General features: G+C 70.0%; 22 protein-coding genes. 11 read left to right on the top strand and 11 right to left on the bottom strand.

The genetic code is table 11. From position 1 onward, the window contains the following. Positions 1–23: 23 nt before the first annotated feature. From ACUYMY_RS17865 to ACUYMY_RS17890, 6 genes are all read right to left on the bottom strand, one after another. On the bottom strand, positions 24–419 hold the full coding sequence (locus tag ACUYMY_RS17865) for a hypothetical protein (RefSeq protein WP_481704855.1): 396 nt from the start codon (positions 417–419) through the stop codon (positions 24–26). 101 nt (positions 420–520) lie between these two features. Beyond that, entirely contained in the window at positions 521–1,540 is a 1,020-nt protein-coding gene (locus tag ACUYMY_RS17870) for a D-2-hydroxyacid dehydrogenase (RefSeq protein ID WP_481704856.1), read from the bottom strand. Next, positions 1,537–2,634: a tartrate dehydrogenase gene (locus ACUYMY_RS17875; protein WP_481704857.1), complete on the bottom strand. Its 1,098-nt coding sequence runs from the start codon at positions 2,632–2,634 to the stop codon at positions 1,537–1,539. The genes ACUYMY_RS17870 and ACUYMY_RS17875 overlap by 4 nt, the downstream gene beginning before the upstream one ends. Then, positions 2,631–4,133: an aldehyde dehydrogenase family protein gene (locus ACUYMY_RS17880; RefSeq protein ID WP_481704858.1), complete on the bottom strand. Its 1,503-nt coding sequence runs from the start codon at positions 4,131–4,133 to the stop codon at positions 2,631–2,633. Before ACUYMY_RS17880 ends, ACUYMY_RS17875 begins: the two co-directional genes overlap by 4 nt. Positions 4,134–4,150: 17 nt before the next feature. Then, entirely contained in the window at positions 4,151–5,428 is a 1,278-nt protein-coding gene (locus tag ACUYMY_RS17885) for an NAD(P)/FAD-dependent oxidoreductase (protein WP_481704859.1), read from the bottom strand. Between the two features lie 29 nt (positions 5,429–5,457). Beyond that, a complete protein-coding gene (locus ACUYMY_RS17890; protein WP_481704860.1) occupies positions 5,458–6,126 on the bottom strand; it encodes an HAD-IA family hydrolase in 669 nt (222 codons plus the stop codon). Between the two features lie 438 nt (positions 6,127–6,564). On the opposite strand from ACUYMY_RS17890, the gene ACUYMY_RS17895 reads away from it, so the two are divergent. The 6 genes from ACUYMY_RS17895 (at position 6,565) to ACUYMY_RS17920 (ending at position 13,176) form a co-directional block, all read left to right on the top strand. Continuing rightward, positions 6,565–7,485 carry an ABC transporter substrate-binding protein gene (locus ACUYMY_RS17895; RefSeq protein WP_481704861.1) on the top strand — a complete coding sequence of 307 codons (921 nt, stop codon included), beginning with the start codon at positions 6,565–6,567 and terminating at the stop codon, positions 7,483–7,485. 14 nt (positions 7,486–7,499) lie between these two features. Beyond that, on the top strand, positions 7,500–8,432 hold the full coding sequence (locus ACUYMY_RS17900; protein WP_481704862.1) for an amino acid ABC transporter permease: 933 nt from the start codon (positions 7,500–7,502) through the stop codon (positions 8,430–8,432). Beyond that, on the top strand, positions 8,429–9,214 hold the full coding sequence (locus ACUYMY_RS17905; protein WP_481704863.1) for an amino acid ABC transporter ATP-binding protein: 786 nt from the start codon (positions 8,429–8,431) through the stop codon (positions 9,212–9,214). Before ACUYMY_RS17900 ends, ACUYMY_RS17905 begins: the two co-directional genes overlap by 4 nt. Next, the gene (solA, locus tag ACUYMY_RS17910) at positions 9,215–10,345 is read left to right on the top strand and encodes an N-methyl-L-tryptophan oxidase (protein WP_481704864.1); all 1,131 of its coding nucleotides are present in this window, start codon (positions 9,215–9,217) and stop codon (positions 10,343–10,345) included. It begins immediately after the preceding gene. A 73-nt stretch (positions 10,346–10,418) separates the two neighbouring features. Further along, positions 10,419–11,672: an aspartate aminotransferase family protein gene (locus ACUYMY_RS17915; protein WP_481704865.1), complete on the top strand. Its 1,254-nt coding sequence runs from the start codon at positions 10,419–10,421 to the stop codon at positions 11,670–11,672. A gap of 49 nt (positions 11,673–11,721) precedes the next feature. Beyond that, entirely contained in the window at positions 11,722–13,176 is a 1,455-nt protein-coding gene (locus tag ACUYMY_RS17920) for an NAD-dependent succinate-semialdehyde dehydrogenase (RefSeq protein WP_481704866.1), read from the top strand. A gap of 85 nt (positions 13,177–13,261) precedes the next feature. Here ACUYMY_RS17920 and ACUYMY_RS17925 read toward each other — a convergent pair whose 3' ends face one another. Further along, on the bottom strand, positions 13,262–13,618 hold the full coding sequence (locus ACUYMY_RS17925; RefSeq protein WP_481704867.1) for a cupin domain-containing protein: 357 nt from the start codon (positions 13,616–13,618) through the stop codon (positions 13,262–13,264). A 262-nt stretch (positions 13,619–13,880) separates the two neighbouring features. Between ACUYMY_RS17925 and hisC the strand changes: the two genes are divergently transcribed. From hisC to ACUYMY_RS17940, 3 genes are all read left to right on the top strand, one after another. Beyond that, on the top strand, positions 13,881–14,966 hold the full coding sequence (gene hisC / locus ACUYMY_RS17930; protein ID WP_481704868.1) for a histidinol-phosphate transaminase: 1,086 nt from the start codon (positions 13,881–13,883) through the stop codon (positions 14,964–14,966). Between the two features lie 17 nt (positions 14,967–14,983). Beyond that, entirely contained in the window at positions 14,984–16,660 is a 1,677-nt protein-coding gene (locus ACUYMY_RS17935) for a thiamine pyrophosphate-binding protein (protein WP_481704869.1), read from the top strand. Positions 16,661–17,087: 427 nt separating this feature from the next. After that, positions 17,088–18,398, top strand: coding sequence for an HNH endonuclease signature motif containing protein (locus ACUYMY_RS17940; protein ID WP_481704870.1), 1,311 nt, complete (start codon positions 17,088–17,090; stop codon positions 18,396–18,398). A gap of 82 nt (positions 18,399–18,480) precedes the next feature. Here ACUYMY_RS17940 and ACUYMY_RS17945 read toward each other — a convergent pair whose 3' ends face one another. Further along, positions 18,481–19,917 carry an amino acid permease gene (locus ACUYMY_RS17945; protein ID WP_481704871.1) on the bottom strand — a complete coding sequence of 479 codons (1,437 nt, stop codon included), beginning with the start codon at positions 19,915–19,917 and terminating at the stop codon, positions 18,481–18,483. A gap of 249 nt (positions 19,918–20,166) precedes the next feature. Between ACUYMY_RS17945 and ACUYMY_RS17950 the strand changes: the two genes are divergently transcribed. After that, positions 20,167–20,700, top strand: coding sequence for a dihydrofolate reductase family protein (locus ACUYMY_RS17950; RefSeq protein WP_481704872.1), 534 nt, complete (start codon positions 20,167–20,169; stop codon positions 20,698–20,700). A gap of 3 nt (positions 20,701–20,703) precedes the next feature. Further along, on the top strand, positions 20,704–21,285 hold the full coding sequence (locus ACUYMY_RS17955; protein ID WP_481704873.1) for a GNAT family N-acetyltransferase: 582 nt from the start codon (positions 20,704–20,706) through the stop codon (positions 21,283–21,285). 68 nt (positions 21,286–21,353) lie between these two features. Here ACUYMY_RS17955 and ACUYMY_RS17960 read toward each other — a convergent pair whose 3' ends face one another. The 3 genes from ACUYMY_RS17960 to ACUYMY_RS17970 all read right to left on the bottom strand — a co-directional run bounded on the left by ACUYMY_RS17960 (position 21,354) and on the right by ACUYMY_RS17970 (position 25,545). Then, complete coding sequence (locus ACUYMY_RS17960) at positions 21,354–22,409, bottom strand: 2,3-butanediol dehydrogenase (protein WP_481704874.1); 1,056 nt, start codon at positions 22,407–22,409, stop codon at positions 21,354–21,356. Positions 22,410–22,427: 18 nt separating this feature from the next. Continuing rightward, positions 22,428–24,230 (bottom strand): NAD(P)/FAD-dependent oxidoreductase, encoded by a 1,803-nt coding sequence (locus tag ACUYMY_RS17965; protein WP_481704875.1) that lies wholly within the window; start codon positions 24,228–24,230, stop codon positions 22,428–22,430. A gap of 127 nt (positions 24,231–24,357) precedes the next feature. After that, positions 24,358–25,545 (bottom strand): GAF domain-containing protein, encoded by a 1,188-nt coding sequence (locus ACUYMY_RS17970; RefSeq protein WP_481704876.1) that lies wholly within the window; start codon positions 25,543–25,545, stop codon positions 24,358–24,360. Positions 25,546–25,559 lie beyond the last annotated feature (14 nt).

A 25,559-nucleotide genomic window follows, 5' to 3' on the forward strand; every position in this document is an offset into this window, starting at 1 on the left:
TGCGGGGGCGGGCTAGGGAGGGCTCAGCGAGTCTGGGGCTCCCCGCAGTAGGGGCACCACGAGCCGTCGGGGCAGGCGTTCTCGGCGGCCTGCGGCGCGGCAGGCCGCGTCCGCTGCCGGCGGGCCTTGGCAGCGTGCGCCCTGGGCAGACGCTGCTCGGAGCGCCGCCGCTCGAGCAGGACGGAGGTGTCCCCGTCGACGTGGAGCATCTTCCGGCCCATAGCGTCGTCTGGCCACACCCAGATCACGGAGCCGTCGGGCATGGCGGCGTCGACGATGCCGGTTCCCTTCCAATCGCTCGATTCGTACCGCACGCGGTCGCCGACATCGAAGGGCGGGGGTGACAGGACACCGTCCTGGTCCTCGGAAGCGGCGGGGGCATGCGACGTGGTCGTCGCGATCTCTGCTGGCTTGGGCATCGGAGTGCCTCTCGGGGGTTGGGGGATGGGGAAAGGGAGTCGGCCGACGCCGCTGCATCCCCCCGATGCCGGCGCTGCTCTGGCCGTGTGGTGACGCCCGCTCAGGAGCTGGGGACGAATCCGAGCGCCTTGTCGACGACGTTCCTCAGGGGTTCCCCCTGGGAATAGCGCGTCAGGTTGTCCACGAACAGCCTGCCGAGGTCGTCGAGGTAGCCGTGGACGTCACCGCACATGTGCGGGGTGATGATGACGTTCTCCAGATCCCAGAGGGGGTGGCCCTCGGGCAGCGGCTCCGGATGCACGACGTCGAGCGCGGCCCCGGCCAGGGTGCCGGAGACCAGGGCCGCGGTGAGGTCCTCGGTGCGGACGAGTTCGCCTCGCCCAACGTTGATGAGGCGGGCGGAGGGCTTCATCGCGGCGAGAACGTCGGCGTCGACCACGCCCCTCGTGCTCTCGGTGAGGGGCGCCGCCAAGACGACGAAGTCGTAGGAGTGGACGATGTCGGCGAGCGAGCCGGAGGCGTGGATCCGGCCGAAATCCGCATCGCCCGGACGGGCCGAGCGGCCAGCGCCGTCGACCTTCATGCCGACGGCACCCAGAAGACGGGCGATCTCCCGACCGATGGAGCCCGTGCCGACCACGAGGACGGACGCGCCGAGGATCGACTCCGTCATCCGGTGCTGCCAGCGGTGCTGCTGCTGCTGCCTCAGGAAGCCCGGGGCGTTCTTGGCCATGGCCAGGACGTAGCCCAGAACCGTCTCGGCCATGTACCGGCTCAGCACCCCGCGCGAATTCGTGTACACGACGTCGCTGTTGATCAGCTCATCGAAGAGCAGCTGGCTGACCCCTGCCGCCGAGACGTGCACCCACTTCAGGGCCGTCGCGGCGGCCCAGTTCTCCCGGAGCGCCGGCGAGAACGAGTGCCACTGGTAGAGCACGTCCGCGCCGTCCAGCGCCTCGGCGAGGCCGTCGGCCTTTGTGAGGCGCACCTCGGCGAGGTCCTCGACCTCGGACAGGCCGGGCGGCAGCGCCTCACGGTAGAGGACGGCGACGACGGGCCGGCGCCGCTGCGCAGGCGTGCTCACCTGCCCAGCGGTGCCCACGTGCTCGGCCGTGCTCATGAGCAGGGCTCCGCCGTCACGGTCGCGTTGCGGTAGGGGGCAACCGAGTCGATCGCGGACAGCACCGCGGCGGTGAACTCGGACGTCGTCGAGGTTCCGCCGACATCGCGGGTGCCGGCACCGTTCCGCAGCGCGGCCTCGAACGCGGACTGCAGGTGCGTGGCGGCTTCCGCATGCCCGAGGTGCTGGAGCATCATCGCGCCCGCCCAGATCTGGCCCACGGGGTTCGCGATGCCCTGGCCCGCGATGTCCGGCGCGGAGCCGTGGACCGGCTCGAACATCGACGGGTAGCGGCCCTCAGGATTCAGGTTCCCGCTCGCGGCCAGGCCGATCGAGCCGGTCACCGAGCTCGCGAGGTCGGAGATGATGTCGCCGAAGAGGTTGGAGGCGACGATCACGTCGTAGGTCCAAGGCCTCAGCACGAGGTGCGCCGCCATGGCGTCGATGAGCTCGCTCGTGAGGGTCACCTGCGGGTAGTCCCGCAGGGTCTCCTCGACGATCTCGTCCCAGAAGGGCATCGTGTGGATGATGCCGTTGCTCTTCGTGGCCGAGGTGAGCTGGCCCTTGCGGGTCGCGGCGAGGGTCGCGGCGTAGCGGGCCACGCGCGCGACCCCCTGCCGGGTGAAGATCGTCTCCTGGACGGCGCTCTCGTGCGGCAGGCCGCGGTAGATCCGGCCTCCGACCTCGGAGTACTCGCCCTCGTTGTTCTCCCGCACGATGAGGAGATCGATCGGGTGCTTCGCCGCGAGCGGCGAGGCCACGCCGTCGAGCGTCTTCACCGGGCGGAGGTTGATGTACTGCTGGAACTCGCGCCGGATCGGGATGAGCAGGCCCCACAGGGATTCCGTGTCCGGAACCTGGGGAGAGCCGACGGCGCCGAGGAAGATCGCGTCGTGCCGCGCCAGCTGCTCGAGGCCGTCGACGGGCATCATGCGCCCGCGCCGGAGGAAGCGCTCGGACCCCCAGTCGAGGTACTCGAACTCGAGGTTGATCGAGTGCAGCGCGGCGACCCGCTCGAGGCAAGAGACCGCCGCGGGGACGACCTCATGGCCGATCCCGTCGCCAGGGATGACGGCGATCCGCTCCGTCGTCATGAGATGGCCCGATCCTTGACGGTGATGATGACGTTCTTGGGCTCGGTCATCTCGCGGACGGCGAACGCGACGCCCTCCCGTCCCACGCCGGACTTCTTGAAGCCGCCGAAGGGCATGGAGTCGATCCGGACATCGCTGGTCTCGTTGACGACGACGGCGCCCACCTTGAGCTTGTCGGCGATGGCGAGCGCCTGGTCGACCGACTGGGTGAAGATGCCGGCCTGGAGGCCGTACTCGGAGTCGTTGGCGAGGCGGATGGCGTCCTTGACGTCGGTGAAGGGCACGAGGTTCACTACGGGCCCGAAGACCTCCTCACGCAGGACCCGGGCATCCGCCGGGACGTCGGTGAGCACGGTCGGGTCGTAGAACGGGCCCCGACGCTGCCCGCCCGAGTGGACGGACGCTCCGGCGGCCCGGGCCTCTTCGACCCACTCCTCGATCCGCTTGGCCTCGTCCTCGGAGATGAGCGGGCCGATGTCCGTGCCGCGGTCGAGCTTCGGCCCGACGACCAGCGCCTTCGCGCCGCGGACGACCTCGTCCAGGACGGGCTGGAAGAGCGAGGCGTGGACGTAGACCCGCTGGACCGAGAGGCAGTTCTGGCCGGCGACGCCGAAGGCTCCGGCCACGATGGCCTCGGCCGCCCGGCTCGGGTCGGCGTCGGCGCACACGATCGTGGCGTTGTTGCCGCCGAGCTCGGAGACGATCTTCTTGGCGCCTGCGGCCGCCGCGATGCGGTCCGCCGTCCGGGGACCGCCGGTGAAGGAGATCAGGTCGATGCGCGGGTCCGTGGTCAGCGCCTCGGACACGCCCGGGCCGCTGACGAACGCCGCGATGCGTCCCGAGGGGACGCCGGCCTCGAGCAGCAGCTGGACGAGCAGGAGGCCGGAGAGCGGCGTCCGCGTCGACGGCTTGAGGACGACGCCGTTGCCGCCGATGAGGGCCGGGCCCAGCTTGTGCGCGACGAGGTTCAGCGGGTCGTTGAACGGGGTGATGGCAGCGACGATTCCCACCGGCTTCCGCTGGTACCAGCCGACCGTGGAGGGCGCGGCGAGGCTGTCCTCGAAGCCGAGGGTCTCACCGGCGAGCTCGCTCGCGGCGGCCGCCGAGAGGCGCAGGGTCTCGGTGCAGCGCTGGACCTCGCGCTCGGCCTCCCTGATGGTCTTGCTGGCCTCGGAGGCGATGACGCGCGCGAAGAGCTCGGACCGTTCGGCGAGCAGCCGCGCGGTGCGCTCGAGCGTCTCCCGCCGGGAGCGCAGCGGCCAGTCCTCGGCCTCGAGGTGCTCGTGGATGTGGCCGATGGCGCGGCTGACCTCGTCCGGAGTGGACTCGCAGACCATCGCCAGGATCTGCCCGTTCTCCGGGTTGCGAACCGGGAGGTCAAGGGCGTGGGTCTGCCAGCGGCCTTCGAAGAACGCGCCCCCGGGGAGGCCGGCAACGGGGGAGGCCCCGTTGCCGGCCGTCTCAGGGCGCACTCCAGCCAGGGAAGTGGTGGGAATCATGCGCTGCCTTGTCTGGACTACTTGATGCGGTCGATGATCTTGGCTGCTGCGCCGATGAAGGGCAGGAACCACGGCGGGCCGAAGTGGCCCGGCACGGGCGGGTTCTTCAGGTCGCCCCACACGTTGGCGGACTTGTCTCCGCCCATGTAGTGCGCCATCCGCTTGCCCATGTGCGCGGCCATCTGGACCCCGTGGCCGCTGTAGTTGAGCGAGTAGAAGAGCCCATCGTGCTCCCCGGCGTGGACCATCTGGTCCATCGAGAGGTCCACGAGACCGCCCCAGATGTAGTCCACCCGGGTCTTGTCGAGGTAGGGGAACAGCTCGAGCATGGCCTTGCGCAGGATCTCGGCGCTCTTGACGTCGGAGTCCGGGCTCGAGAGCGCGAACCGGGCCCGGCCGCCGAAGAGGAGCCGGTTGTCCGGGGTGATCCGGAAGTAGTAGGTGAGCATCTTGCTGTCCGAGGCCATCCGCCGGTTCGGCAGGATGCGGTTCACCACGTCCTCGGGCAGCGGCTCGGTGACGATGATGAAGCTGCCCACCGGGATGACCCGGCGCTGCATCCACGGGGTGACGCTGCCGGTGTAGCCGCTCGTGGCGACCAGGACCTGCTTGGCCCGCGTGATGCCGCGGGTCGTGTGCACGTCGTGCACCGTGCCGTTGATGCGCTTGAGCTCGGTCACGCCGGCGTCCTCACAGACCACCGCGCCGGCACTGACGGCCGCCCCGGCCAGACCGTGGGAGAACTTGCCCACGTGCAGGCCCGCGCCGAGCGGGTCCATCATCGCGCCCTTGTAGAAGTCCGTGCCGATCTCGGAGTGGATCTCGGACTTCGGGATCACCTCGACGTGGTGGTCGACGAGCTTGGCCAGGAGCTCCTGGGACTTCCGGAAGCCGTCGTTGTGGGACTCGTGGAAGGCCAGGGAGAGCTTGCCGAAGCGCTGGAAGTCGCAGTCGATCGCGTAGTCGTGGACGATCTTCTCGATGCTCTCGATCGCGTCGTTGTACTCGCGGAAGTACTCGACCGCGCGAGCCTCGCCGTAGCGCTTGACCGCGGTGCTGAAGCCGATGGCCAGGCCGGTGGTGGCCATGCCGCCGTTGCGGCCGGACGCGCCCCAGCCGACGGTGTGGCGTTCGAAGACCGCAACGCTCGCGCCCTGCTTCGCGAACTCGAGCGCGGCGGAGAGGCCGGTGAAGCCGGCGCCGATGATCGCGACGTCGACGTTCTCCGGCACGGGGGTGCGCCGGTAGTCACCGGAGGGCTCGGCTGTGTCCAGCCAGTAGGGTACGAGTTTCATGGTGTGTGACCTTTCGCCTCGACGTCGGTTCAGAGACCGAGGTGCTTGTTGATCTCGTCCAGGGACTTGACCACGTTGAGGTCGTAGCCCGGGCCGATGGGGTCGTAGCCACGGTCGAGCAGCCAGAGGTTCCTGAAGCCCATGTCGTGCATCGGGTGCATGTCGTAACGGGTGTGCGACGAGATGTGGAGGAAGTCCTCCGGCTTGGCGTTCAGGGTCTTGAGCATGTACTCGAAGGCCTGGTAGCGCGGCTTGTAGGCCCGGGCCTGCTCAGCGGTCAGCACGGCGTGGAAGTCGGCGCCGAGCTTCGGAATGCTGATCTCCAGGAAGCTGTCGTCGGCGTTGGACAGGGCAACCAGCTTGAAGTTCTCGCCCATGAGCTTCAGCGGAGCCGGCACGTCGTCGTGCGCACCGAAGCCGCGGACAGCGTCTGCGAGCTCTGCGCCCGCGCCCGGGGTCGGCCCGATGCCAAAGTACTCGCACACGCGGTCGAACGAGCTCTGGAGGATCTGCTCGTACGGCGCGTAGTCAAGGACCGCGTCGAAGCGGTAACCGCGGAACACCTTCTTGAACGCAGGCCACTGCTCTTCAGGCAGGCGGCCGTCCAGCAGCCGGCGGGTAACGGCATCAGTGTTCCAGTTGATCAGGGTGCCGTAGATGTCGAAAGAGATGTACTTCGGCTGGGTGGTGTCTGCCATGGTCTGTCCGTTCCTTTGTGAAGTGATGTGCAGTCTGCCCGTGCCGCAGGCCGCTTGCTTCTTACTCACGCCTGCACAGAGATTCGGGGACTCCCCCTGGGGCCGCTGCTGCAGAGAGCTGCCGCTGGCTCGACTCTAGGACCCGCAATTGTAGATTGTCAACAGTTCGAGTGATCTGCTTCACTGTGAGCTGGGCGATACGAGAAAGTTACCGGCGGCGGCTGGAAACATCTGTACAAGTGTCGACAATCTGCAATCGGAATGGTTCCATGGCATGAGAGGCGTTCGAGGGGGAGCGCTCCCGGTCACACGACCGGACCAGGAAAGGCCTTCCGCTCCGGAACGCAGTGTCAGGTGGCTGCGCACCAGCGGAGCAGGGCTTCCATAGCACCCCGCCCCGCACCACACCTGAGCAGCAAACATTCGAAGGGAAGCACCATGAAGACCCTCACCAAGGTCCAAGCCGCTGCTGCGGCGCTGACCGCGATCCTGGCTCTGAGCGCCTGCGGCAGCGAGGCCGCCAGCGCCCCGGCAACGGAGAGCCTCACGAACCTCACGCGGGACATCTCGGAGGGTGTCCAGCCGGATCCGAAGGCAGTGAGCCTGGTCCCGCAGTCCTTCAAGGACAAGGGAGAGCTCACGGTCGCGATGGACCTGCACTACCCGCCGACGACCTTCCTCGCTGAGGACAACCAGACCGCGATCGGGCTCAACCCGGATATTGCCCGGCTCATCGCCAAGAAGCTCGACCTCAAGCTCAAGTTCGTGGACACCAAGTTCGACACGATCGTCCCGGGCCTGGACGGCGGGCGCTTCGACTTCACCGCCACGACCATGTCCAAGACCGAGGAGCGGCTCAAGGTCCTGGACATGATCGACTACTTCAAGGCCGGCAACTCCGTGGCCGCTGCCGCGGGCAACCCGCAGAACCTCACCGTCGAGAACCTGTGCGGGAAGAACATCGCCGTCACCCAGGGCTCGACCGGCCAGCTCAAGCGCCTTCCCGCCCTCTCGGAGCAGACCTGCACCTCCAAGGGCCAGCCGGAGATCAACGCCGTGACGCTGCCCAACATCCAGGAGGCGCTGACCCAGCTGCACTCCAAGCGCATCGACGGCATCCTCTACGACACGACCGCCCTCGGGTGGGCCGCCAAGCAGCAGCCGGACAGCTTCACCGTGATCGGCCGGGTCAACGTCGGCTCGAGCGACGTGACGGCGATCGGCATCAAGAAGGACTCCCCGCTGACCCCCGCCCTGCAGGCGGCAACCCAGTCGGTCCTCGACAGCCCGGAGTACAAGGAGGCGCTCGAGACCTGGGGCCTCGAGTCCGGCGCCATCACCGACGCCAAACTGAACTAGCGTAAGGCGCCTCCATGGTTACAGCTACCAACAAGGGACGAAAAGCAACGATGGCCAGCACGGATGCGGCCCTGAAGCCGCGGATCCGGCTGCGGACGCCGTCCGAGTACGCCGGCTGGGCCTTCAGCATCCTGCTCGGCCTGGGGATCCTGGCCTCGGTCCTGACGAACCCCAACTTCAGGTGGGGCGTGGTCGGGAAGTACTTCTTCGCCGAGTCCATCCTGCGCGGCCTGATGCTCACGATCTTCCTCACCGTGGCGAGCATGGCCCTGGGCACGCTGCTGGGCCTGGCCCTGGCGGTCATGCGCTCCTCGCACGTGAAGCCGGTCTCGATCGCCGCGAGCCTGTACATCACGCTGTTCCGGGGCACCCCGGTGCTGGTGCAGCTGATCTTCTGGTTCAACATCTCCGCCCTGTACCCGGACCTGCGGATCGGGATCCCGTTCACCGACCTCGGCGTGGCCGTGGACACGAACGCGATCATGGGCCCGATCACGGCGGCCCTGGTGGGCCTGACCCTGAACGAGGCCGCCTACATGGCCGAGATCATCCGCGGCGGGTTCTCCGCGGTGGGCAAGGGCCAGCTCGAGGCCGCGGACTCCCTGGGCATGAGCGCCGGGATGCGGATGCGGAAGGTCATCATCCCGCAGGCGATGCCCTCGATCATCCCGGCCACGGGCAACCAGGTCATCGGCATGTTCAAGGGCACCTCGCTCGTGTCCGTCCTGGGCGTGGCGGAGCTGCTGCAGAGCGCGCAGCTGATCTACGCCCGCACCTACGAGACCATCCCGCTGCTGATCGTGGCCAGCCTCTGGTACCTGGTCATGACCCTGCTGCTGAGCTACCCCCAGTCCAAGCTCGAGCAGAAGTACAACCGGGCGACCTCCAACCTCCCCCGCAAGGCCAAGGCCGTCCAGCTCACCGACCCGGAAGGCGCGGCACGATGACCACCCCCACCGGCACCATCCCCGACGGCACGATCCACGTCCGGAACCTGAAGAAGTCGTTCGGGCACAAGACGGTCCTGAAGGACATCAACCTCGACATCGCCAGCGGCGAGGTCACCTGCATCATCGGCCCCTCGGGCTCGGGCAAGTCCACCCTGCTGCGCTGCCTCAACGGCCTCGAGACGGTCGACTCGGGGGTGCTGAGGGTCAACGGCGAGGACTTCGGCTACCACGAGACCGAGCACGCCTACCACGCGCTGAGCCGCAAGCAGGTCGCCCAGCAGCGGACCCGGATCGGGATGGTGTTCCAGTCGTTCAACCTGTTCCCGAACATGACCGCCCGGGAGAACGTCATGGCCGGGCCCGTGCTGGTCAAGCGCGGGGACAAGAAGGCCGCTGCCAAGCGCGCCCAGGAGCTGCTCACCGACGTCGGGCTGGGCGCCTTCGGCGACCACTACCCGGCCCAGCTCTCCGGCGGGCAGCAGCAGCGCGTCGCGATCGCCCGGGCCCTGGCCATGGACCCGGAGATCATCCTCTTCGACGAGCCCACCTCCGCGCTGGACCCGGAGAAGGTCGGCGAGGTCCTGGCCGTCATGAAGAACCTCGCCAAGGCGGGCATGACCATGGTCGTGGTCACCCACGAGATGGGCTTCGCCCGCGAGGTCAGCGACACGGTCGTGTTCATGGACGAGGGCTACATCATCGAGCGCGGCGACGCCCGCGAGGTCCTGGGCAACCCGCAGGAGGCCCGCACCCAGTCCTTCCTCGAGAAGGTGCTCTGAATGGACGGCAAGCTGGCCGTCATCGGCCTCGGCAGCATCGGCAGCATGGCCCTGTGGCAGGCCTCCCGCCTGTCCGACTCGGTGGTCGGCTTCGAAGCGAAGGTCCCCGCGCACGGCCGCAGCGCCGTGGGCGGGGACACCCGCCTCTTCCGCAAGATCTACCGCGGGAACCCCGCCTACTACCCCATCCTCGAACGCTCCCAGCGCCTGTGGGCCGAGCTCGGGGAGGAGGCGGGCCAGGACGTTCTCCTTCGCTGCGGCGGGCTCTTCATCGGCACCGAGAACGGCCCGTACATGGCGCCTCTGCTCGAGACGACTCGGGCGACCGGGGCTGAGCACGAGTTCCTCTCCCGGGAGGAGATGGCCGAGCGGTACCCGCAGCACAACCTGCGCCCGGACGACGTCGCCGTCTACGACCCCCACGCCGGCGCGCTGCGGACCGACCAGGCCGTCACCGCCGCGGTCGCCGCGGCGCAGGCCAACGGCGCGACCGTGCTCACCGACACCCCGGTGGACGGGATCCGCGAGACCGCCGACGGCGTCGTCGTGAGTTCCGGGGAGCGGTCGTGGACCTTCGAGAGCGTCATCGTCGCCTCCGGCGGCTGGTCCCAGAAGCTCCTGCCGGAGCTGCTGCGGGGGCACGTCCAGATGAAGCGGGTCTTCCTCTCGTGGTTCGTCGCGAAGGACCCGGCGCTCTTCTCCCCGGAGAAGTTCCCCATCTTCATCCGCATCTCCGGGGAGCGCTCGATGTACGGCGCGCCGACCGTGGACGGGGCCACCGTCAAGGCAACGCTCGACGGCCGCGGCAAGCCCGTGCCCGGGTTCGAGGCCATCTCGCGGGACCTCACCCCCGAGGAGACCGCCGAGACCACCGAGACCGTGGGCGAGTTCTTCCCCGGCCTCTACCCGAGCATCGTCCGCACCGACGCGTTCCCGGACCTCTTCACGAGCGACGGCAACCCGCTCCTCGGCCGGATCAAGGACGGCAGCCGGATCTACGCCGCCACCGGGTTCTCCGGCGCCGGCTTCAAGATGGCCACCGGTTACGGCGAGATCGCCGCCCTCGAGGCCCTGGGCAAGGAGACCGTCGAGAACCTCGACTTCCTGCGCCCCACCAGGTTCACCACCTGACTCCGGTCAGCGGCGGCCCTCGGGGCCGCCGCTGACCGGTCCCAGCCCTCAATCAGCAAGAAGGCACGGAACCATGGCAACTCTCAGCCCCATTCTCAAGCAGGCGACGCCGGTCGTCGTCGACTATGCGTCCGGCAGCTGGATCCACGCCACCGACGGCAAGAAGTATCTCGACTTCACCACCGGGATCGGCGTCACGAGCACCGGCCACTGCCACCCGGAGGTCGTCGCGGCCGCCCGAGAGCAGGTCGGCAAGATCGTCCATGCGCAGTACACAACGGTCATGCACCAGCCGCTCCTCGAGCTCACCGAGAGGCTGGGCGGGTTCCTGCCTGAGGGCCTGGACAGTGTCTTCTACGCCACCACGGGCGCCGAGGCCGTGGAGGCCTCCCTGCGACTCGCGCGCATGGCCACTGGGCGGCCCAACATCATCTCCTTCCAGGGCGGCTTCCATGGGCGGACGGTGGGGGCAGCCTCGATCACGACGGCGGGCACGAAGTTCCGCTCGGGATTCGCCCCGCTCATGGGCGGCGTGCACGTGGCGCCCTTCCCGCACGCGTACCGCTACGGCTGGGACGAGGCGACCGCCGTCGACTTCGCCCTCAAGGAGCTGGACCACCTGCTCGTCACGATGAGCAGCCCGGAGGACACCGCGGCCTTCATCATCGAGCCTGTTCTCGGCGACGGCGGCTACATCCCGACGCCGTCCGGCTTCCTCCAGGGCCTGCGGGAGCGGGCGGACCGGCACGGGATCGTGCTCATCATCGACGAGGTCCAGGCGGGCGTGGGCCGCACCGGCTCATTCTGGGGCCACGACTGGTCCGGGATCCGGCCGGACGTCGTGATCACGGCCAAGGGCCTCGCGAGCGGATACCCGATCTCCGCGATCGCGGCATCAGCGTCCCTCATGGGCAAGGCCTGGCCGGGTTCCCAGGGCGGGACCTACGGCGGGAACGCCGTGGCCGCCGCGGCCGGCGTGGCCACCTTGCGTGTCATCCGGCAGGAGAACCTGGTCTCCAACGCCCTCGTCCGGGGTGACGAGCTCCGGGCCGGGCTGGAGGACCTCGTCGCCCAGTTCCCCGTGATCGGGAACGTGCGCGGCCGTGGCCTCATGCAGGCCCTCGAGTTCACGACGGCGGCCGGCACCCCCGATCCGGAGAAGGCCCTGGCCGTCCAGCAGGCCGCGGTCAAGGAGGAGCTCCTGCTCCTGACCTGCGGACCGAACGGCAACGTCATCCGCATCATCCCTGCCCTGAACGTGACGAGCGACGAAGTCCAGACCGGCCTGTCGCGGCTGACCCAGGCGCTGAAGGCCGCTACCTCCTGAGCCGCGCCGACGTGCTCATCCCCCTACCCCTCATTACCGAAAGACTGACATGAGCTCTTCCATCGATCCCACCACGCTCCGCACGGAGCTGTACATCGACGGCGCGTGGCGCAGCGCGACCAGCGGCGCGACGTTCCCCGTGGAGAACCCCGCGACCAACGAGATCCTGGCCCACGTGGCCGACGGCGGACTTGAGGACGCCGTCCAGGCCATCGAGGCGGCGGGACGCGCCCAGGCGGCGTGGGGCAAGTCGACCCCGCGCGAGCGTGCCGACATCCTGCGCCGGGCCTACGACCTCGTGCTCGCCAACACCGACCGTCTGGCCGCGATCATGACCGCCGAGATGGGCAAGCCGCTGGCCGAGGCACGCGGCGAGGTGGCCTACGGTGCCGAGATGCTTCGCTGGTTCTCGGAGGAGGCCGTCCGCATCGGCGGTGACCAGACCACCTCCGTGGACGGAGCCACCCGGATCATGGTCACGCAGGAGCCCGTGGGTCCGTGCGTGCTCGTGACCCCGTGGAACTTCCCCCTCGCCATGGGCACCCGCAAGATCGGGCCCGCTGTGGCGGCGGGCTGCACGATGGTGTTCAAGCCTGCCGAGCTCACGCCGCTGACCTCCCTGGCCCTCGTGGAGATCTTCAAGGAGGCCGGCCTGCCCGACGGCGTCCTCAACGTCGTCACGACCTCGAGCCCCTCCACGGTCGTCGGGAAGTGGATGTCCAGCGGCATCGCACGCAAGATCAGCTTCACCGGCTCGACCCAGGTCGGCAAGATCCTGCTCCGCCAGGCCGCGGACAACGTCATGCGCTCCTCCATGGAGCTGGGCGGCAACGCGCCCTTCATTGTCCTCGCGGATGCCGATGTCGAGCGTGCGGTCGACGGCGCCATGAAGGCCAAGATGCGGAACATGGGCGAGGCCTGCACTGCCGCCAACCGCTTCTTCGTGCACCGCACGCTCGTGGACCAGTTCGCCGAGAAGCTCGCCAAGAGCATGTCGGAGCTCAGGGTCGGCAACGGCGCAGAGGCGGGCATCGACGTCGGCCCTCTGGTCGAGCAGAAGGGGCTGGACAAGGTCGAGAGCCTCGTGAAGGACGCGGTGGGCAGGGGCGCGCGGGTGCTCACGGGCGGGAGCCGCCCCGAGGGCCCGGGCTACTTCTACCAGCCGACTGTCCTGACGGACGTTCCCCTGGACGCGGACCTCATGAGCACGGAGATCTTCGGCCCCGTCGCCGCCATCACCGCGTTCGACAGCGAGGACGAGGTCATCCGCCTCGCGAACGACACGGAATGGGGGCTCGTCGGATACGTCTTCACCGAGAGCCTGGACAAGGCGCTCCGCTTCTCGAAGGACCTCGAGGTGGGCATGGTGGGCCTGAACACCGGCATCGTGTCGAACCCGGCGGCGCCGTTCGGTGGCATCAAGCAGTCGGGCCTCGGGCGAGAGGGCGGCAAGATCGGCATCGAGGAGTTCCTCGAGTACAAGTACACCGCGATCGCCGGCTGACGAGCAGGGATATAAGAGAAGGAGGCCAGGCCCGGAAGGGCCTGGCCTCCTTCTCTTCGCTTTCGACAGGAAGGTCTGGTTGAAATTACTCCGTGTCGCCCTCCGCGACGACCCACATCTTCCGCAGCGTCTCGTGGACCGTCCACGTCCCTTCCCAGCCGGCGGTGGTTACGACAAAGGACCCGGGTCCGATCTCGAAGGTCGTGCCGTCGGCCTCCGAAATCGTGGCCCGTCCGCTGATGATCTGGCAGATCTCGGTGTATCCGTCCCGGCTGCTCGAGAAGGTCCCGGGGGTGACCTCCCAGATCCCCGCGCGGATCCCCTGGCCCTCCCAGGCGCGCAGGGAAGCCTCCGTCTGGCCCGTGGTCACCGTCGTCGTCTTGAGGACGCGCTCTCCCAGGTTCACCTTTGCTGCATCGCTGATGACAGTTGCCTTGCCCAAAAATCACTCCATTCCGGAACTGCGCCTTTGCAGTGGGGCTGAATGACCCAGTTCATCATAAGACGATTGTCAACAGTTGACTATTTTGAGCGACGTCGGGCTCTCCCAGCGCGTCGGCGCCACGCCCGCACGGACGGGACCACAAGCAAGAAGTAGACAATCTGCCATGTCAATTGGCGATATCGCCTCACATAGAAGACAGTATGCTTGCCACTTCCTAAGTAACTTGTCCAGTGACGCCCCTCACACCTACCGTCGCTGCATGACGATCTACCAGCGCGCAGGGCTCGATGCCATTCCCCCGTACAAGCAGGGTTCTCCGCCCCAGGCTGCGGGCGGGTTCGAGCCGCACAAGCTTTCCTCGAACGAGAGCCCCTACCCGCCGCTCCCGTCCGTCGTGGCCGCCATTGCGGCAGCGGCAGCGGACGTCCACCGCTACCCCACGATCGCCGCGGAGCGGCTCAAGGCGGCCCTCGCGCACCGGTGGGGCGTCGGCGTCGAGAGCATCGGGCTCGGCGCGGGCTCGGTCGAGGTGGCCTCGCAGCTCATCCACGCCACGACGGATCCGGGCGACGGCGTCATGTTCGCCTGGCGCTCGTTCGAGGCGTACCCGATCCTGGCCACCGTGGCAGGGGCGATCCCCCAGCCCATCCCCAACACGGCCGACGGCGGCCACGACCTGGCCGCCATGGCCGCGGCGATCACGCCGCGGACCCGGATCGTCTTCCTCTGCAACCCCAACAATCCGACGGGGACGGTGCTCACGGCCTCCGCCGTCGAGGACTTCCTCCGGGTGGTGCCCCGGGACGTCCTGGTCGTCATCGACGAGGCCTACCTGCACTTCAACCGGCATTCCGAGACCGCCGTGGGCATCGAGCTCTTCCGCAGGCATCCCAACGTCGCCGTCCTGCACACCTTCTCCAAGGCGTATGGGCTCGCGGGCCTGCGCCTCGGCTACGTCATCGGCCCCCGCGGGCTCGTCGAGACGCTCGGGAAGGTCGCGGTCCCCTTCGCCGTCACGGCGCTCGCGCAGGAGGCGGGCCTCGCCTCCCTCGAGGCCGAGGACGAGCTGCGCGAGCGCATCGACCTGCTCATCGCCGAGCGCGAGCGCGTCTACGCGGGGATGGTCGACGCCGGCCTGCCGGTCCTGCCGTCCGGGGCCAACTTCCTGTGGCTGGCCGCGGGCGCGGGCACGGAGGCCTTCGCCCAGCTCTTCGAGGATGCCGCCCTCTCCGTCCGCGCCTTCCCCGGCGAGGGCCTCCGCATCTCCATCGGCATGCCGGAGGCCAACGACCGCGTCCTCAGCACCGCCCGCTCCGCCGCCTCGCTCCTCGCCGCCCAGCACTGAACCGGAAAGAGCTCCTTATGACCGCCACGACCGTCTCCACCGCTGTCACTGTTTCCACCGCCGTCGCGGACGTCATCGCCCAGCGCGCCGAGCACCTGTTCGGGCTCATGGGCAACGGCAACGCCCACCTGATCAGCCACCTGACCTACGCCGGCTTCCCCTTCACCTCCGCCCGGCATGAGGCTGCGACGGTGGCGATGGCCGACGCGTGGCACCGGGCCACCGGGAAGGTCGGGGCCGCGACGACGACGTACGGCGCCGGGTTCACGAACACGTACACGGCCCTGGCCGAGGCGAGGCTGGCCCGCATCCCGCTCGTGCTCGTCGTCGGCGACGCCCCCACGAGCGGGCCGCGGCCGTTCGACATCGACCAGACCGCGGCGGCCGCCGCCGTCGGCGTCGCCACCCTTGTTGCCACATCCGAGAACGCCGTCGCGATGGCGCACCGGGCCTTCGACCTCGCCGCCCAGACCGTCCAGCCTGTCGTGCTGGCCATCCCGTACGACGTCGGCAACTCGCCGCTCGCCGGGCACGTCGCCGTGGAGCCGCTGCCGGCCAAGCCCGCCTGGCACCTGGACCCGGCCGAGATCGACCGGGTCGCCGCCGTCCTGCGCGACGCGCAGCGGCCGCTCGTGCTCGCCGGCCGCGGGGTCGTCCTGGCCGACGCCGCCGCGCCCCTGCGGGAGCTCGGCGACCGGCTCGGTGCCCTGTTCATGACCTCGGTCATGGCGGCCAACGTCGTCGACAGCCTGTGGGACCTCGGCGTGGCGGGCGGCTTCACGCGGGCCCACCGCCTCGAGCTCGCCCGGCAGGCCGACGTCATCCTCGTCGCCGGGGCCTCGCTCAACGCGTTCCAGTCCCGCTACGGCACCCTCATCCCCGAGGGGGCCAGGGTGATCCGGATCGACAACGAGCCCGAGGCCGACCTGGCCCACCCGCAGGTCACCGACTACCTGCGCGCCGACCTCGGCCCGGCCCTCGAGGCCCTGGCCGCCCGTGTCCCCGCCCGGGACGAGGGCCACTCGTGGCGGGCCCGCGTGCCCGAGGTGGCCGGCGTGGAGTTCCGCTCCGCGGAGCCAGTCGAGGACCCGGCCGAGTTCGGCCCGGACGGCCGGCTCAACCCGCGCGCCGTCGTCGCCCGCCTCGAGCGGATCCTGCCAAAGGAGCGCTCGGTCGTCATGGACGGCGGGCACTTCATCGGCTGGGCCCCGATGTACCTCTCGGTGCCCGACCCCCGCGCGATGGTCCTCGTGGGCACCGCGTTCCAGTCCATCGGGCTCGGCTTCGGCTCCGCCGCCGGCGTCTCCGCCGCCCGCCCCGACCGCACCACGGTGTTCGTCACCGGCGACGGTGGAGGGCTCATGGGCCTGGCAGACTTCGAGACGTTCCTCCGCACGACCCGGCGAGGCGTCGTCGTCGTGCTCAACGACTCTGCCTATGGCGCCGAGCTGCACCAGTACGCGTCGAAGGGTCTCGACCCCACCGCGATGCTCATCGACGAGGTCGACTTCGCCGCCGTCGGCCGCGCCCTCGGGGCGGACGGGGCCAAGGTGCGCACCCTCGCCGACCTCGGGGCCCTCGAGGAGTGGCTCGCAACGCATGACGAGGGGGTGTTCGTCCTCGACGTCGCCATCTCGCAGAAGGTCGTCGCCGAGTTCATGGCCGCGTCCCTCGACGCGGGCAAGCGCCTCTAACCGCGGGTCACGCGGCTGGGCGGCGGCGTCACCCCGCTCTCTGGCCTCCGCCGAGAATTGTCGGAAGTGCATGCGATGGTTGGTCGATGGCAGGGGAACAGGGATTCGAGGACGGGGCTAGCATTGGCTCGCCCCTTCCTGGGTCGCCTGTGCCCGACTGGGACCCGGACCTGGACGTGGTTGAGCCCGAGGACTGGGATGACCTGAGCCCGGAGGAGCTCGGGGTCGTGGACCCGATGAGCCCGGAGGATTTCGCCGCGATCTGCTCCGGGAAGGTGAGGTGGGTCGAGGCCCCGCGGTTCGACCCGGACCTGTTCGATCCCCTTCCCGGCACCGCGGGCACGACGACGGACGGCGGCTGCCGCTGCGGCTGCACCTGCGGGCAGGCACGCGAGACACCTGAACCGGCTGCCGCTCCCGGGATGGGATGGACCCATCCGGCGAGCTGCCCTCGCCGGGGGCGGCGATGGCGCAGATCCGGCTCGAGCGCGCCGCGGAGGTCCTGGACGCGCTCGAGGCGAACGAGGCCGACCAGGCCCGCCTCGACGCCGACAGGGCCCTCCTCCTCGCCGCGCTCACCCGCGCCGAGGGCTCCTCCAGCGAGGTCCCCGTGGACCGGCTCGACGCCCCCGCCGTGGCCGCCTCCGAGGCCGCCGCGGTCCTCAAGCTCGCCCAGCGCACCACCCGCGCCATGGTCGAGGAGGCCCTCGCCCTCACCCACCCGAGCATCGCCCCCGTCCTGACCGCCATGCGCGCCGGCAGAATGACACGGCGCCGGGCCGCGGTCATCCTCGACGCCGCCATCCCCATCCCCAGATCGAAGCTGGCCAAGTTCGCGGCCGCGGCCGCGGCCATCGCCGTCCCCGAGGACGCCGACCTGGTCCCCACCCCCGGCGCCCTCGGGAGACGGCTGCACCGCCTCGCCGAGGACTACGCCGACACGCCCCTCGCCCAGCGCAAGGCCAAGGCCATGGCCGGCCGGCGCGTGGACATCACCCCGTGCGGGGACGGCATGGCCCACCTCACCGCCCTGATCCCGCTCGAGACCGGGGCCCTGATCGACACCCGCCTGACGGCGATCGCCCGCTCCCTCCAGGCCCCCGACGAGGCCCGCACCGTCAACCAGCTGCGCGCCGACGCCCTCACCGACCTCCTCCTCACCACCGGGACCGGCTCGGCCAGCGGCCCGGCCGGGGGCGTGCGGACCGAGCTCGTGGTCACCGTCCCCGCAGCCACCCTGGCCGGCACCTCAGAGACCCCCGGGGAGATCCTCGGCTACGGGCCCATCGACCCCGAGGCCGCCCGCCGCCTCGCCGCGGAGATCAAGACCTGGACGAAGCTCGTCGTCGCCCCGGACACCGGCGCCCCGCTGGCCATCGGCCGTGTGAAGTATGCCCCCACCGCCGCGATGCGGCGCTTCCTCACAATCCGCGACGCGACCTGCACCTTCCCCGCCTGCGACAAGCCCGGCCCCGCCTGCGAGGCCGACCACACCCACGCCTGGTCCCAGGGCGGGGAGACAGACGTCGGGAACCTCGCCCTCCTCTGCCGAGAACACCACCGCCAGAAGACCCTCGGCTACTGGAAAGTCCGCCACATCGGCGCCACCAAGCCAACGGCCGAGAAGGAGACCGACCAGGAGAGCCCACCGCCGCCACCCGGCACCCTCGAATGGACCGGACCCTCAGGCCGGAAGCACAGGACCTACCCCCACACCGACCCACCCCCACCCTTCTGACGAGCCGGCCATCCACCTGACATCACAAGGGGCCTCTCTCCATGTCCACTGACATGGCGAGAGGCCCCTTGAGAGCGTGGGCTCAGGCGCCGTGGCCGTGCGCCTCGGCGTCGACCTCGAAGGCCTCGGCCTTGTCCTCGGCCGGCGTGTGCTCGTGCGGGCCGACGGGCCCGCGCTGCTTCCGGTAACGGACCACGCCGATCGCGACCACGACGGCGGCGAGCGCCACCGAGAGGATAAGCGAGTCGCGCGTGCTGTCCACGAAGAACATGCCCACGGTGAGGGCCGCGATCGCGATGATCGAGACCCAGGTGAGGTACGGGAAGAGCCACATGCGGATCTCGAGGTGGTGGCCGGCCGCGTCGGCGCGCCGCCGCAGCACGAGCTGCGAGCACGCGATGACGAGCCACACGAACAGCGCGATCGCGCCCGAGGTGTTGACGAGGAAGAGGAACACCGTGTCCGGCCACAGGTAGTTGAGCCCGACGGTGATGAAGCCGACCACGGTCGAGGCGAGCACCGCCGAGACCGGGACGCCGCGGCGCGAGACGCGGCTCCAGGCCGCGGGCGCATCGCCGCGCGTCGAGAGCGAGAAGATCATGCGGCTCGCGGTATACAGGCCCGAGTTGAGGCACGAGAGCACCGAGGTGAGCACGACGATGTCCATGATCGTGCCGGCGCCCGGGATGCCGAAACGCTCGATCACGGCGACGTACGGGCTCTTGGCCACGGAGGCATCGTCCCAGGGCAGGAGCGTCACGACGATCGCCATCGAGCCGATGTAGAAGACGAGGATGCGCCACACGGTCGAGCTCACTGCCTTGCGCACGGCCCGGACCGGATCGGCGGACTCGCCCGCGGCGATCGTGGCGATCTCGGCGCCGAAGAAGGAGAAGACGACGACGAGGATGCCCGCGACGACGGCGCCCGCACCGTTGGGCATGAAGCCGCCGTGGTCGAGGACGTTGGTCAGGCCCGGGGCAGGGACGCCGGGGATGAGCCCGGCGATCGCGGCGACCCCCGCGATGAGGAAGAGCACGATCGCGGTGACCTTGACCGAGGCGAACCAGAACTCGAACTCGCCGTAGGACTTGACGCTCCACACGTTGGTCAGCGTCAGCGCGATCATGAGGACCAGGGCCCAGATCCACTGGTCGACGCCCGGGATCCAGCGGTGCATGATCGCCGCCCCGGCGGTGGCCTCGATGCCGAGCACGATGATCCAGAACCACGCGTAGAGCCAGCCGATGCTGAACCCGGCCCAGCGGCCGAGGGCCTTGTCGGCGTAGGCCGAGAACGAGCCGGTCTCGGGGTTCGCCGCAGCCATCTCGCCGAGCATCCGCATGACGAGGATGACGACGACGCCGGCCGCCGCGTAGGCGAGCAGGATGCCGGGGCCGGCCTGCTGGATCGCCGCGCCGGAGCCGACGAACAGGCCGGCGCCGATGACGCCGGCGATGGCGATCATCGAGAGGTGCCGCGGTTTGAGGGTCTTCTGGAGTTCTGGCTGGGAAGCCATCGGGCTCACTTCCATCGAGGGGGTCGTGCTGAATGGGCCGGATTACCGGATCAATGGTGGACCCCCGGCGGGAAGCTCTGCAGGGAGGATTGCCCAGTCTTGGATCGCCGAGTGTGGGCGTTCGCCCAAAAGTGTTTTCCATGAGACAACTGACGTTCTTGGTGGGATGCTTCGAAACCTCCCGGCAACGTAGCGCGCCGCACGGGGAGGCGTGGTGCCGGCCACACGGGGCGAGGCATACTGGCGCCCATGGCCACCCAGTTCTACACCGCGTCCAGCATCGACGGGTTCATCGCGGACCCCGAGCACTCGCTCTCCTGGCTCCTCACCCGGGACATCGACCAGGCGGGGCCGATGAACTACGGGGCGTTCATCAAGGAGGTCGGCGCCCTCGCGATGGGCGCCAACACCTACCGCTGGATCCTCGACCACCCCGAGGCCCTCGAGGACGGCCGCTGGCCCTACACCCAGCCCACATGGGTGTTCACGCACGGCGCGGCCCCGACGGTCGACGGCGACATCCGCTTCACCTCCGCGCCCGTCGCCGAGGTGCATGCCGAGCTCGCCGAGGCCGCGGGCGGGCGGAACGTGTGGGTCGTGGGCGGCGGGGGCCTCGCGGGGCAGTTCGCGGACGAGGGGCTGCTCGACGAGGTCTGGGTCCAGTACGCGCCGGTCGCGCTCGGCGCGGGGGCCCCGCTGCTGCCGCGCCGCCTCGAACTCCGGCTCGAGGACGTCGCCCGGAACCGCGACTTCGCGTGCGCGCGGTATTCGGTGGTGCGCTGAGCTATGGCGATCGAGGTCCTCCCCGCCACGGCCGAGCGGTTCGACGACGTCGCGACCGTCCTCGGGCCCAAGAACCCGGACTCGAACGTGTGCTGGTGCCTGAGCCACCGGATCGACTCGCGGCTCAACCGCTCGCTCGTGGGGCGCGAGCGCGGCGAGTACGTCCGGTCCCTGTGCGAGCGCGACCTCCCGCCGGGAGTCCTGGCCTATCTCGACCGCGAGGTGTGCGGCTGGGCCGGCGTCGCGCCGCGCTCCGAGCTGCACCCCTTCACCCACTCGACCAAGATCCCGCACCTCGACGACGTTCCCGTGTGGAGCATCTGGTGCCTCCGGGTGCGCGCCGGCTACCGGAAGAAGGGGGTCGCCCAGGCCCTCCTCGAGGGCGCCGTCGAGTTCGCCCGCTCGCGCGGCGCCCCCGTCGTCGAGGGCTATCCCGTCGACAACAGGGGCCAGCGCGTGGACCTCACGATGGCCTACGTCGGCACCCGGGCGATGTTCGAGAAGGCCGGATTCACGAAGGCCGCGGACACCTCGTCGGTCTCGGCGGGCTTCCCGCGGGTGCTCATGCGGCTCGACCTCCGCTGAGCCGAGCACGACGGCGGGTGGCGGCTCCCGCACGAGCCGGCCCGCGCCGTCGTCCGCCGCTGCCCAGCTCACGGGTGGACGAGGATCTTGACGTTCTCCTCCTTGTTCTCGATGAGCTCGCGGAAGCCGCCCTCCAGGATGTCGTCCACCGCGATCCGGCCCGTGATGAACTGCTCGGCCGGGATCTTCCCGGCCCTGAGCAGCTCGATCACCTCGGCATGGTCCCCGCAGTAGGCGCTCGTGCCGATGAGGTTGAGCTCCCGCATCACGAGCCCGAACATGTCGATCTCCGCCTTGCGGCCCCAGATCGAGACGTTGACGACCGTGCCGCCGTTCCGGGTCCCGTCGAGCGCGCCCTGGAGGGCCGGCGAGGCTCCGACGCACTCGAACGCGACGTCGACGCCGAGACCGCCGGTCAGCTCGCGCAGCCGCGCGGGGACATTCGTCTCGGAGGGATCCAGCACGAGCGTCGCTCCTGCCCGCGGCGCCTTGGCCTTGCGAATCGCCGAGAGCTCGACGACGATCACCTCCTCGATGCCAACCGCGCGCAGGCACGCCGTCGTCACGAGCCCGATCGGCCCGGCCCCGAAGACGGCCGCGACCTGGCCCGGCGCGATCCCGGACCGCTTCACGGCGTGGTGTCCGACGGCGATGGGCTCCACGAGCGCACCCACCTCCGTGGAGAGCTCGCCGAGCGGGAAGACCCGCTCGGAAGGCACGACGACGTACTCCGCGTACCCGCCGCCGTGTCCCGAGAGGCCGATGAAGCCGCCTCGGATGCACAGGTTGTACCGGCCGGAGGCGCAGAACGCGCACTCCCCGCACGTGATGTAAGGTTCGACGGCGACCCGCTCCCCGACAGCGAGCCCCGTGACGCCGTCGCCGAGCTCGGCGACGACCCCGGCGAACTCGTGCCCGAGCGTCACGGGCCCGGACTCGCCGGTGAGCGGATGGGGATGAGCCGCCGTCGGGCTGAAGATCGGGCCGTCGTCGTACTCGTGGAGGTCGGTGCCGCAGATGCCGCACCATTCCACGCGGACCTTGACCGTCCCCGGCTCGACCTGCGGCTCGGGGACGTCCTCGACCCGCAGATCCCTGTTCCCGTAGTACCGCGCCGCCTTCATCGTGTTCCTCCTGACGTCTCAGCGCGTGTGGTGCGAGGCCGCGAGGGCGTACACCGGCGTCTCGAGGCCCTCGAGCCGCGCCTTGAGCTGCAGGGCGAGGTACTTCGAGTAGTGCCGGGACTGGTGCAGGTTGCCGCCGTGGAACCAGAGGTTCTCCTGCTGCGTGGGCTTCCACATGTTCCGCAGCTCGCCCTCCCACGGTCCCGGGTCCTTGGTGGTGCCGGAGCCGAGGCCCCAGCACTTGCCCACCTTGTCCGCGACCTCCTGGGAGATGAGCTTGGCCGCCCAGCCGTTCATCGAGCCGAATCCGGTTGCGTAGACGACGGCGTCGGCCTCGAGGCGAGTCCCGTCGTCGAGCACGACGGCGTGCTCCTCGAGCCGCTCGATCTGGCCGTTCGCGAGCCGGATCGCGCCCTTCGCGATGAGCTCCGAGGCACCGATGTCGATGTAGTAGCCCGAGCCGCGCCGGAGGTACTTGAGGAAGAGGCCGGAGCCGTCATCGCCGAAGTCGAGCTGGAAGCCGGCCTGCTCCAGGCCCGCGTAGAAGTCCTTGTCCCGCTCGCGGATCGCGTCGAAGGCCGGCCGCTGGACGTCCGGGAGAACCTTGTAGGGGATCGAGGCGAAGATGAGGTCCGCGGTCTCGTGGTCGATCCCATTGGCCACGGCCTCCTCCGAATACAGCGGGCCCAGGACGACCTCCATGAGCGAGTCCGAGCGGACGATGTGCGTGCTCGAGCGCTGCAGCATGGTCGGCTCGGCGCCGTTCTGCCAGAGGTCAGCGCAGATGTCGTGGGCCGAGTTGTTGGAGCCGACGACGACGACCTTCTTGCCCGCGTACTTCGCCCCGCCCGGGTACTGGGAGGAGTGGTGCTGGTCGCCGCGGAAGACGTCCTGGCCGGGGATGGTGGGCACGCTCGGGAGGCCGGACATGCCCGTAGCCATGACGAGGTGCGTTGGGGTGAGGGTGAGCTCGCGGCCCTCGCGGACCACGTTCACGGTCCAGGCCTTGGCGGCCTCGTCGAAGGCCGCACTCGTGGCCTCGGTGCTCGACCAGTAGTCGAGCTCCATGATCTGGGTGTAGTGCTCGAGCCAGTCGCCCATCTTGTCCTTGGGAGTGAAGACGGGCCAGTGGTCCGGGAACGGCAGGTACGGCATATGGTCGTACCAGACCGGGTCGTGGAGGCACAGCGAGTGGTAGCGCGAGCGCCACTGGTCGCCTGGGCGCGGGTGCTTGTCGACGACGAGTGCCGGCACCCCGAGCCGCTTGAGCCGTGCGGCGAGGCCGATACCGCCTTGGCCGCCGCCGATGATGAGCACGTAGGGCTGCTCGTCGATCCCGAACGACGCCGCTCGGGCCGAGCGGCGGTCGAGCCAGTTCTGGGTCGAGACGTTCACCCCGTGCTCGGCGCCCCGCTCGCGGCGGGTGCCGGAGGGCTCGGGGAAGTCGTTGAGGCCCTGGGCGCTGGAGAGGATCGTCCACGCCTTCCCGTCTCTCAGCCGCACGAGGCCCTTGCCGTGGAACGCCCTGTTGCGGAACGTGTACCAGGCCTCGACGACGCCGTCCCTCTCGCTTGCTGCGGTCACCTCGGTCTCGCGCGGCCACGCGTCGGGCCCGACGGCGGCGAGCATGCGCTCGATCTCGTCCCGGCCCTCGGCCGTGTGGAGGTTCCACGTGACGCTCGCGAGGTCCCGCCAGTAGCTCTCGTCACCGAACAGCCCCGCCGCCTGGGGCACGTCCCCGGCCGCGAAGGCGGCCTCGAGGTCCGCGAACCACGCCCGCGCGCCCTGCAGCGCCGCATCTCCCCTGCTTGAATCACTCACCGCACTTCTCCTTTGAACGCCTGAGCCGATGCCTCGACGGTATGGCGCAGATCACAGAGGCGGGAGCGTTGCAGGACGTTGCAGCCCACCTTGGGGACGCGGGGGCGGCGGGCCCGGTCAGGGCAGGTCAGGGGCGGGCGACGGCGGCGGGCGCCGTGAGGCGGTAGGGCCGGCTCTCGATGAGCCCGCCGAGCCGCTTGCGCAGCCGCGAGAGCTCGGCGCGGACCGTGACCTCGCTCCGGGCGCCGTCGAGCAGGGCGAGGAGCCCGCCCGCGTCGAGCCCGTCCGGGTGGGCCGCGAGGAGCGTGAGGATCTCGAGGTGGCGTGCCGAGAGCGGCACGTGCGTCGCGTCTGCTCCGGCGACGATGAGGGCGGACGCCGGCGGCCCGGGGCGGAGCTCGATCCTCGTCTCGGCCGGGGCCCCATAAGCGCGCAGGGCCCAGCCGCCGTCGAGCGGCTCGGCGTGGACCTGCCCGAGGCCGGGGAGCCACGCCGTTCCGGCGGACAGCCCCGCGGGCAGGCGGACGCGCTCTCCCACGGCGAAGCGCTGCGCGGAGGCGACCCAGCCGGCGTCGTCCACGACGAGCATCGCGCCGGGGGTGCTGGCACCGCCCCACCGGTCGGCCGCGCGCGCGAGACGCCGCAGCCCGTCCGCATGGCGCTCCCGGAGGAGGCCCATCGCCTCGCCGGCGGCCATCGTGACGAGGGAGAGGGTGTGCGGGTGCGCCGTCCGGTAGGAGCCGCTGAGGGTCACGACGCCGAGCAGGGAGCCCGTGCGGGGGTCCAGGAGCGGCGCGCTCGTGCACACCCAAGGATGCTGGTCCTCGTCGCCGTGCTCGGGGCCGAAGATCTGGACGGGACGGCGCTCCTCCATCGCCGTGCCGAGGGCATTGACCCCGACGTCTCGCTCCCGCCACCGGGCGCCCTGCACGTAGCCGAGCTCCTCGCTCTTGCGCCGCACTAGCCCAGGACCGGTGACCCACAGGACGTACCCCTCGTCGTCGCTCACGACCAGCTCGTTGCCGGCCTCCCCGGCCAGCGCCAGGAGCCGATCCTCGAGGAGGGGCACCACGGAGGCGAGGTCCTCGGCTCGGCCGCGGCGCTCGAGGACCTGGCCGTCGCCCAGGGGGCGGCCGTGCGGGGAGAGCGCTCCCTGCCGCATCCACGCGCGCGCGATGACAGGTCGCAGGAGCCCCGGGACCCCCGGCACCCGATGGGTCGCCGACCAGGCTCGGTGCAGGCGCAGGAGCTCCCGCGCCTTGGCTGTCGGGTCGTCAAAGACGGTGAGGGCTGCCTCGAGGCGCGACGACGACACAGGCACCTCCTCGG

The sequence above is a fragment of the Sinomonas sp. T428B genome, assembly GCF_056780155.1.

Bases quoted from the DNA above. Each gene is read 5' to 3' on its own strand.
- ACUYMY_RS17950 (WP_481704872.1), top strand. From the start codon at position 20,167: ATGGCCACCCAGTTCTACACCGCGTCCAGCATCGACGGGTTCATCGCG.
- solA (WP_481704864.1), top strand. From the start codon at position 9,215: ATGGACGGCAAGCTGGCCGTCATCGGCCTCGGCAGCATCGGCAGCATG.
- ACUYMY_RS17890 (WP_481704860.1), bottom strand. From the start codon at position 6,126: ATGGCAGACACCACCCAGCCGAAGTACATCTCTTTCGACATCTACGGC.
- ACUYMY_RS17940 (WP_481704870.1), top strand. From the start codon at position 17,088: ATGGACCCATCCGGCGAGCTGCCCTCGCCGGGGGCGGCGATGGCGCAG.
- ACUYMY_RS17935 (WP_481704869.1), top strand. From the start codon at position 14,984: ATGACCGCCACGACCGTCTCCACCGCTGTCACTGTTTCCACCGCCGTC.
- ACUYMY_RS17920 (WP_481704866.1), top strand. From the start codon at position 11,722: ATGAGCTCTTCCATCGATCCCACCACGCTCCGCACGGAGCTGTACATC.
- ACUYMY_RS17945 (WP_481704871.1), bottom strand. From the start codon at position 19,917: ATGGCTTCCCAGCCAGAACTCCAGAAGACCCTCAAACCGCGGCACCTC.
- ACUYMY_RS17960 (WP_481704874.1), bottom strand. From the start codon at position 22,409: ATGAAGGCGGCGCGGTACTACGGGAACAGGGATCTGCGGGTCGAGGAC.
- ACUYMY_RS17885 (WP_481704859.1), bottom strand. From the start codon at position 5,428: ATGAAACTCGTACCCTACTGGCTGGACACAGCCGAGCCCTCCGGTGAC.
- ACUYMY_RS17870 (WP_481704856.1), bottom strand. From the start codon at position 1,540: ATGAGCACGGCCGAGCACGTGGGCACCGCTGGGCAGGTGAGCACGCCT.
- hisC (WP_481704868.1), top strand. From the start codon at position 13,881: ATGACGATCTACCAGCGCGCAGGGCTCGATGCCATTCCCCCGTACAAG.
- ACUYMY_RS17905 (WP_481704863.1), top strand. From the start codon at position 8,429: ATGACCACCCCCACCGGCACCATCCCCGACGGCACGATCCACGTCCGG.
- ACUYMY_RS17880 (WP_481704858.1), bottom strand. From the start codon at position 4,133: ATGATTCCCACCACTTCCCTGGCTGGAGTGCGCCCTGAGACGGCCGGC.
- ACUYMY_RS17895 (WP_481704861.1), top strand. From the start codon at position 6,565: ATGAAGACCCTCACCAAGGTCCAAGCCGCTGCTGCGGCGCTGACCGCG.
- ACUYMY_RS17915 (WP_481704865.1), top strand. From the start codon at position 10,419: ATGGCAACTCTCAGCCCCATTCTCAAGCAGGCGACGCCGGTCGTCGTC.
- ACUYMY_RS17900 (WP_481704862.1), top strand. From the start codon at position 7,500: ATGGTTACAGCTACCAACAAGGGACGAAAAGCAACGATGGCCAGCACG.
- ACUYMY_RS17955 (WP_481704873.1), top strand. From the start codon at position 20,704: ATGGCGATCGAGGTCCTCCCCGCCACGGCCGAGCGGTTCGACGACGTC.
- ACUYMY_RS17865 (WP_481704855.1), bottom strand. From the start codon at position 419: ATGCCCAAGCCAGCAGAGATCGCGACGACCACGTCGCATGCCCCCGCC.
- ACUYMY_RS17875 (WP_481704857.1), bottom strand. From the start codon at position 2,634: ATGACGACGGAGCGGATCGCCGTCATCCCTGGCGACGGGATCGGCCAT.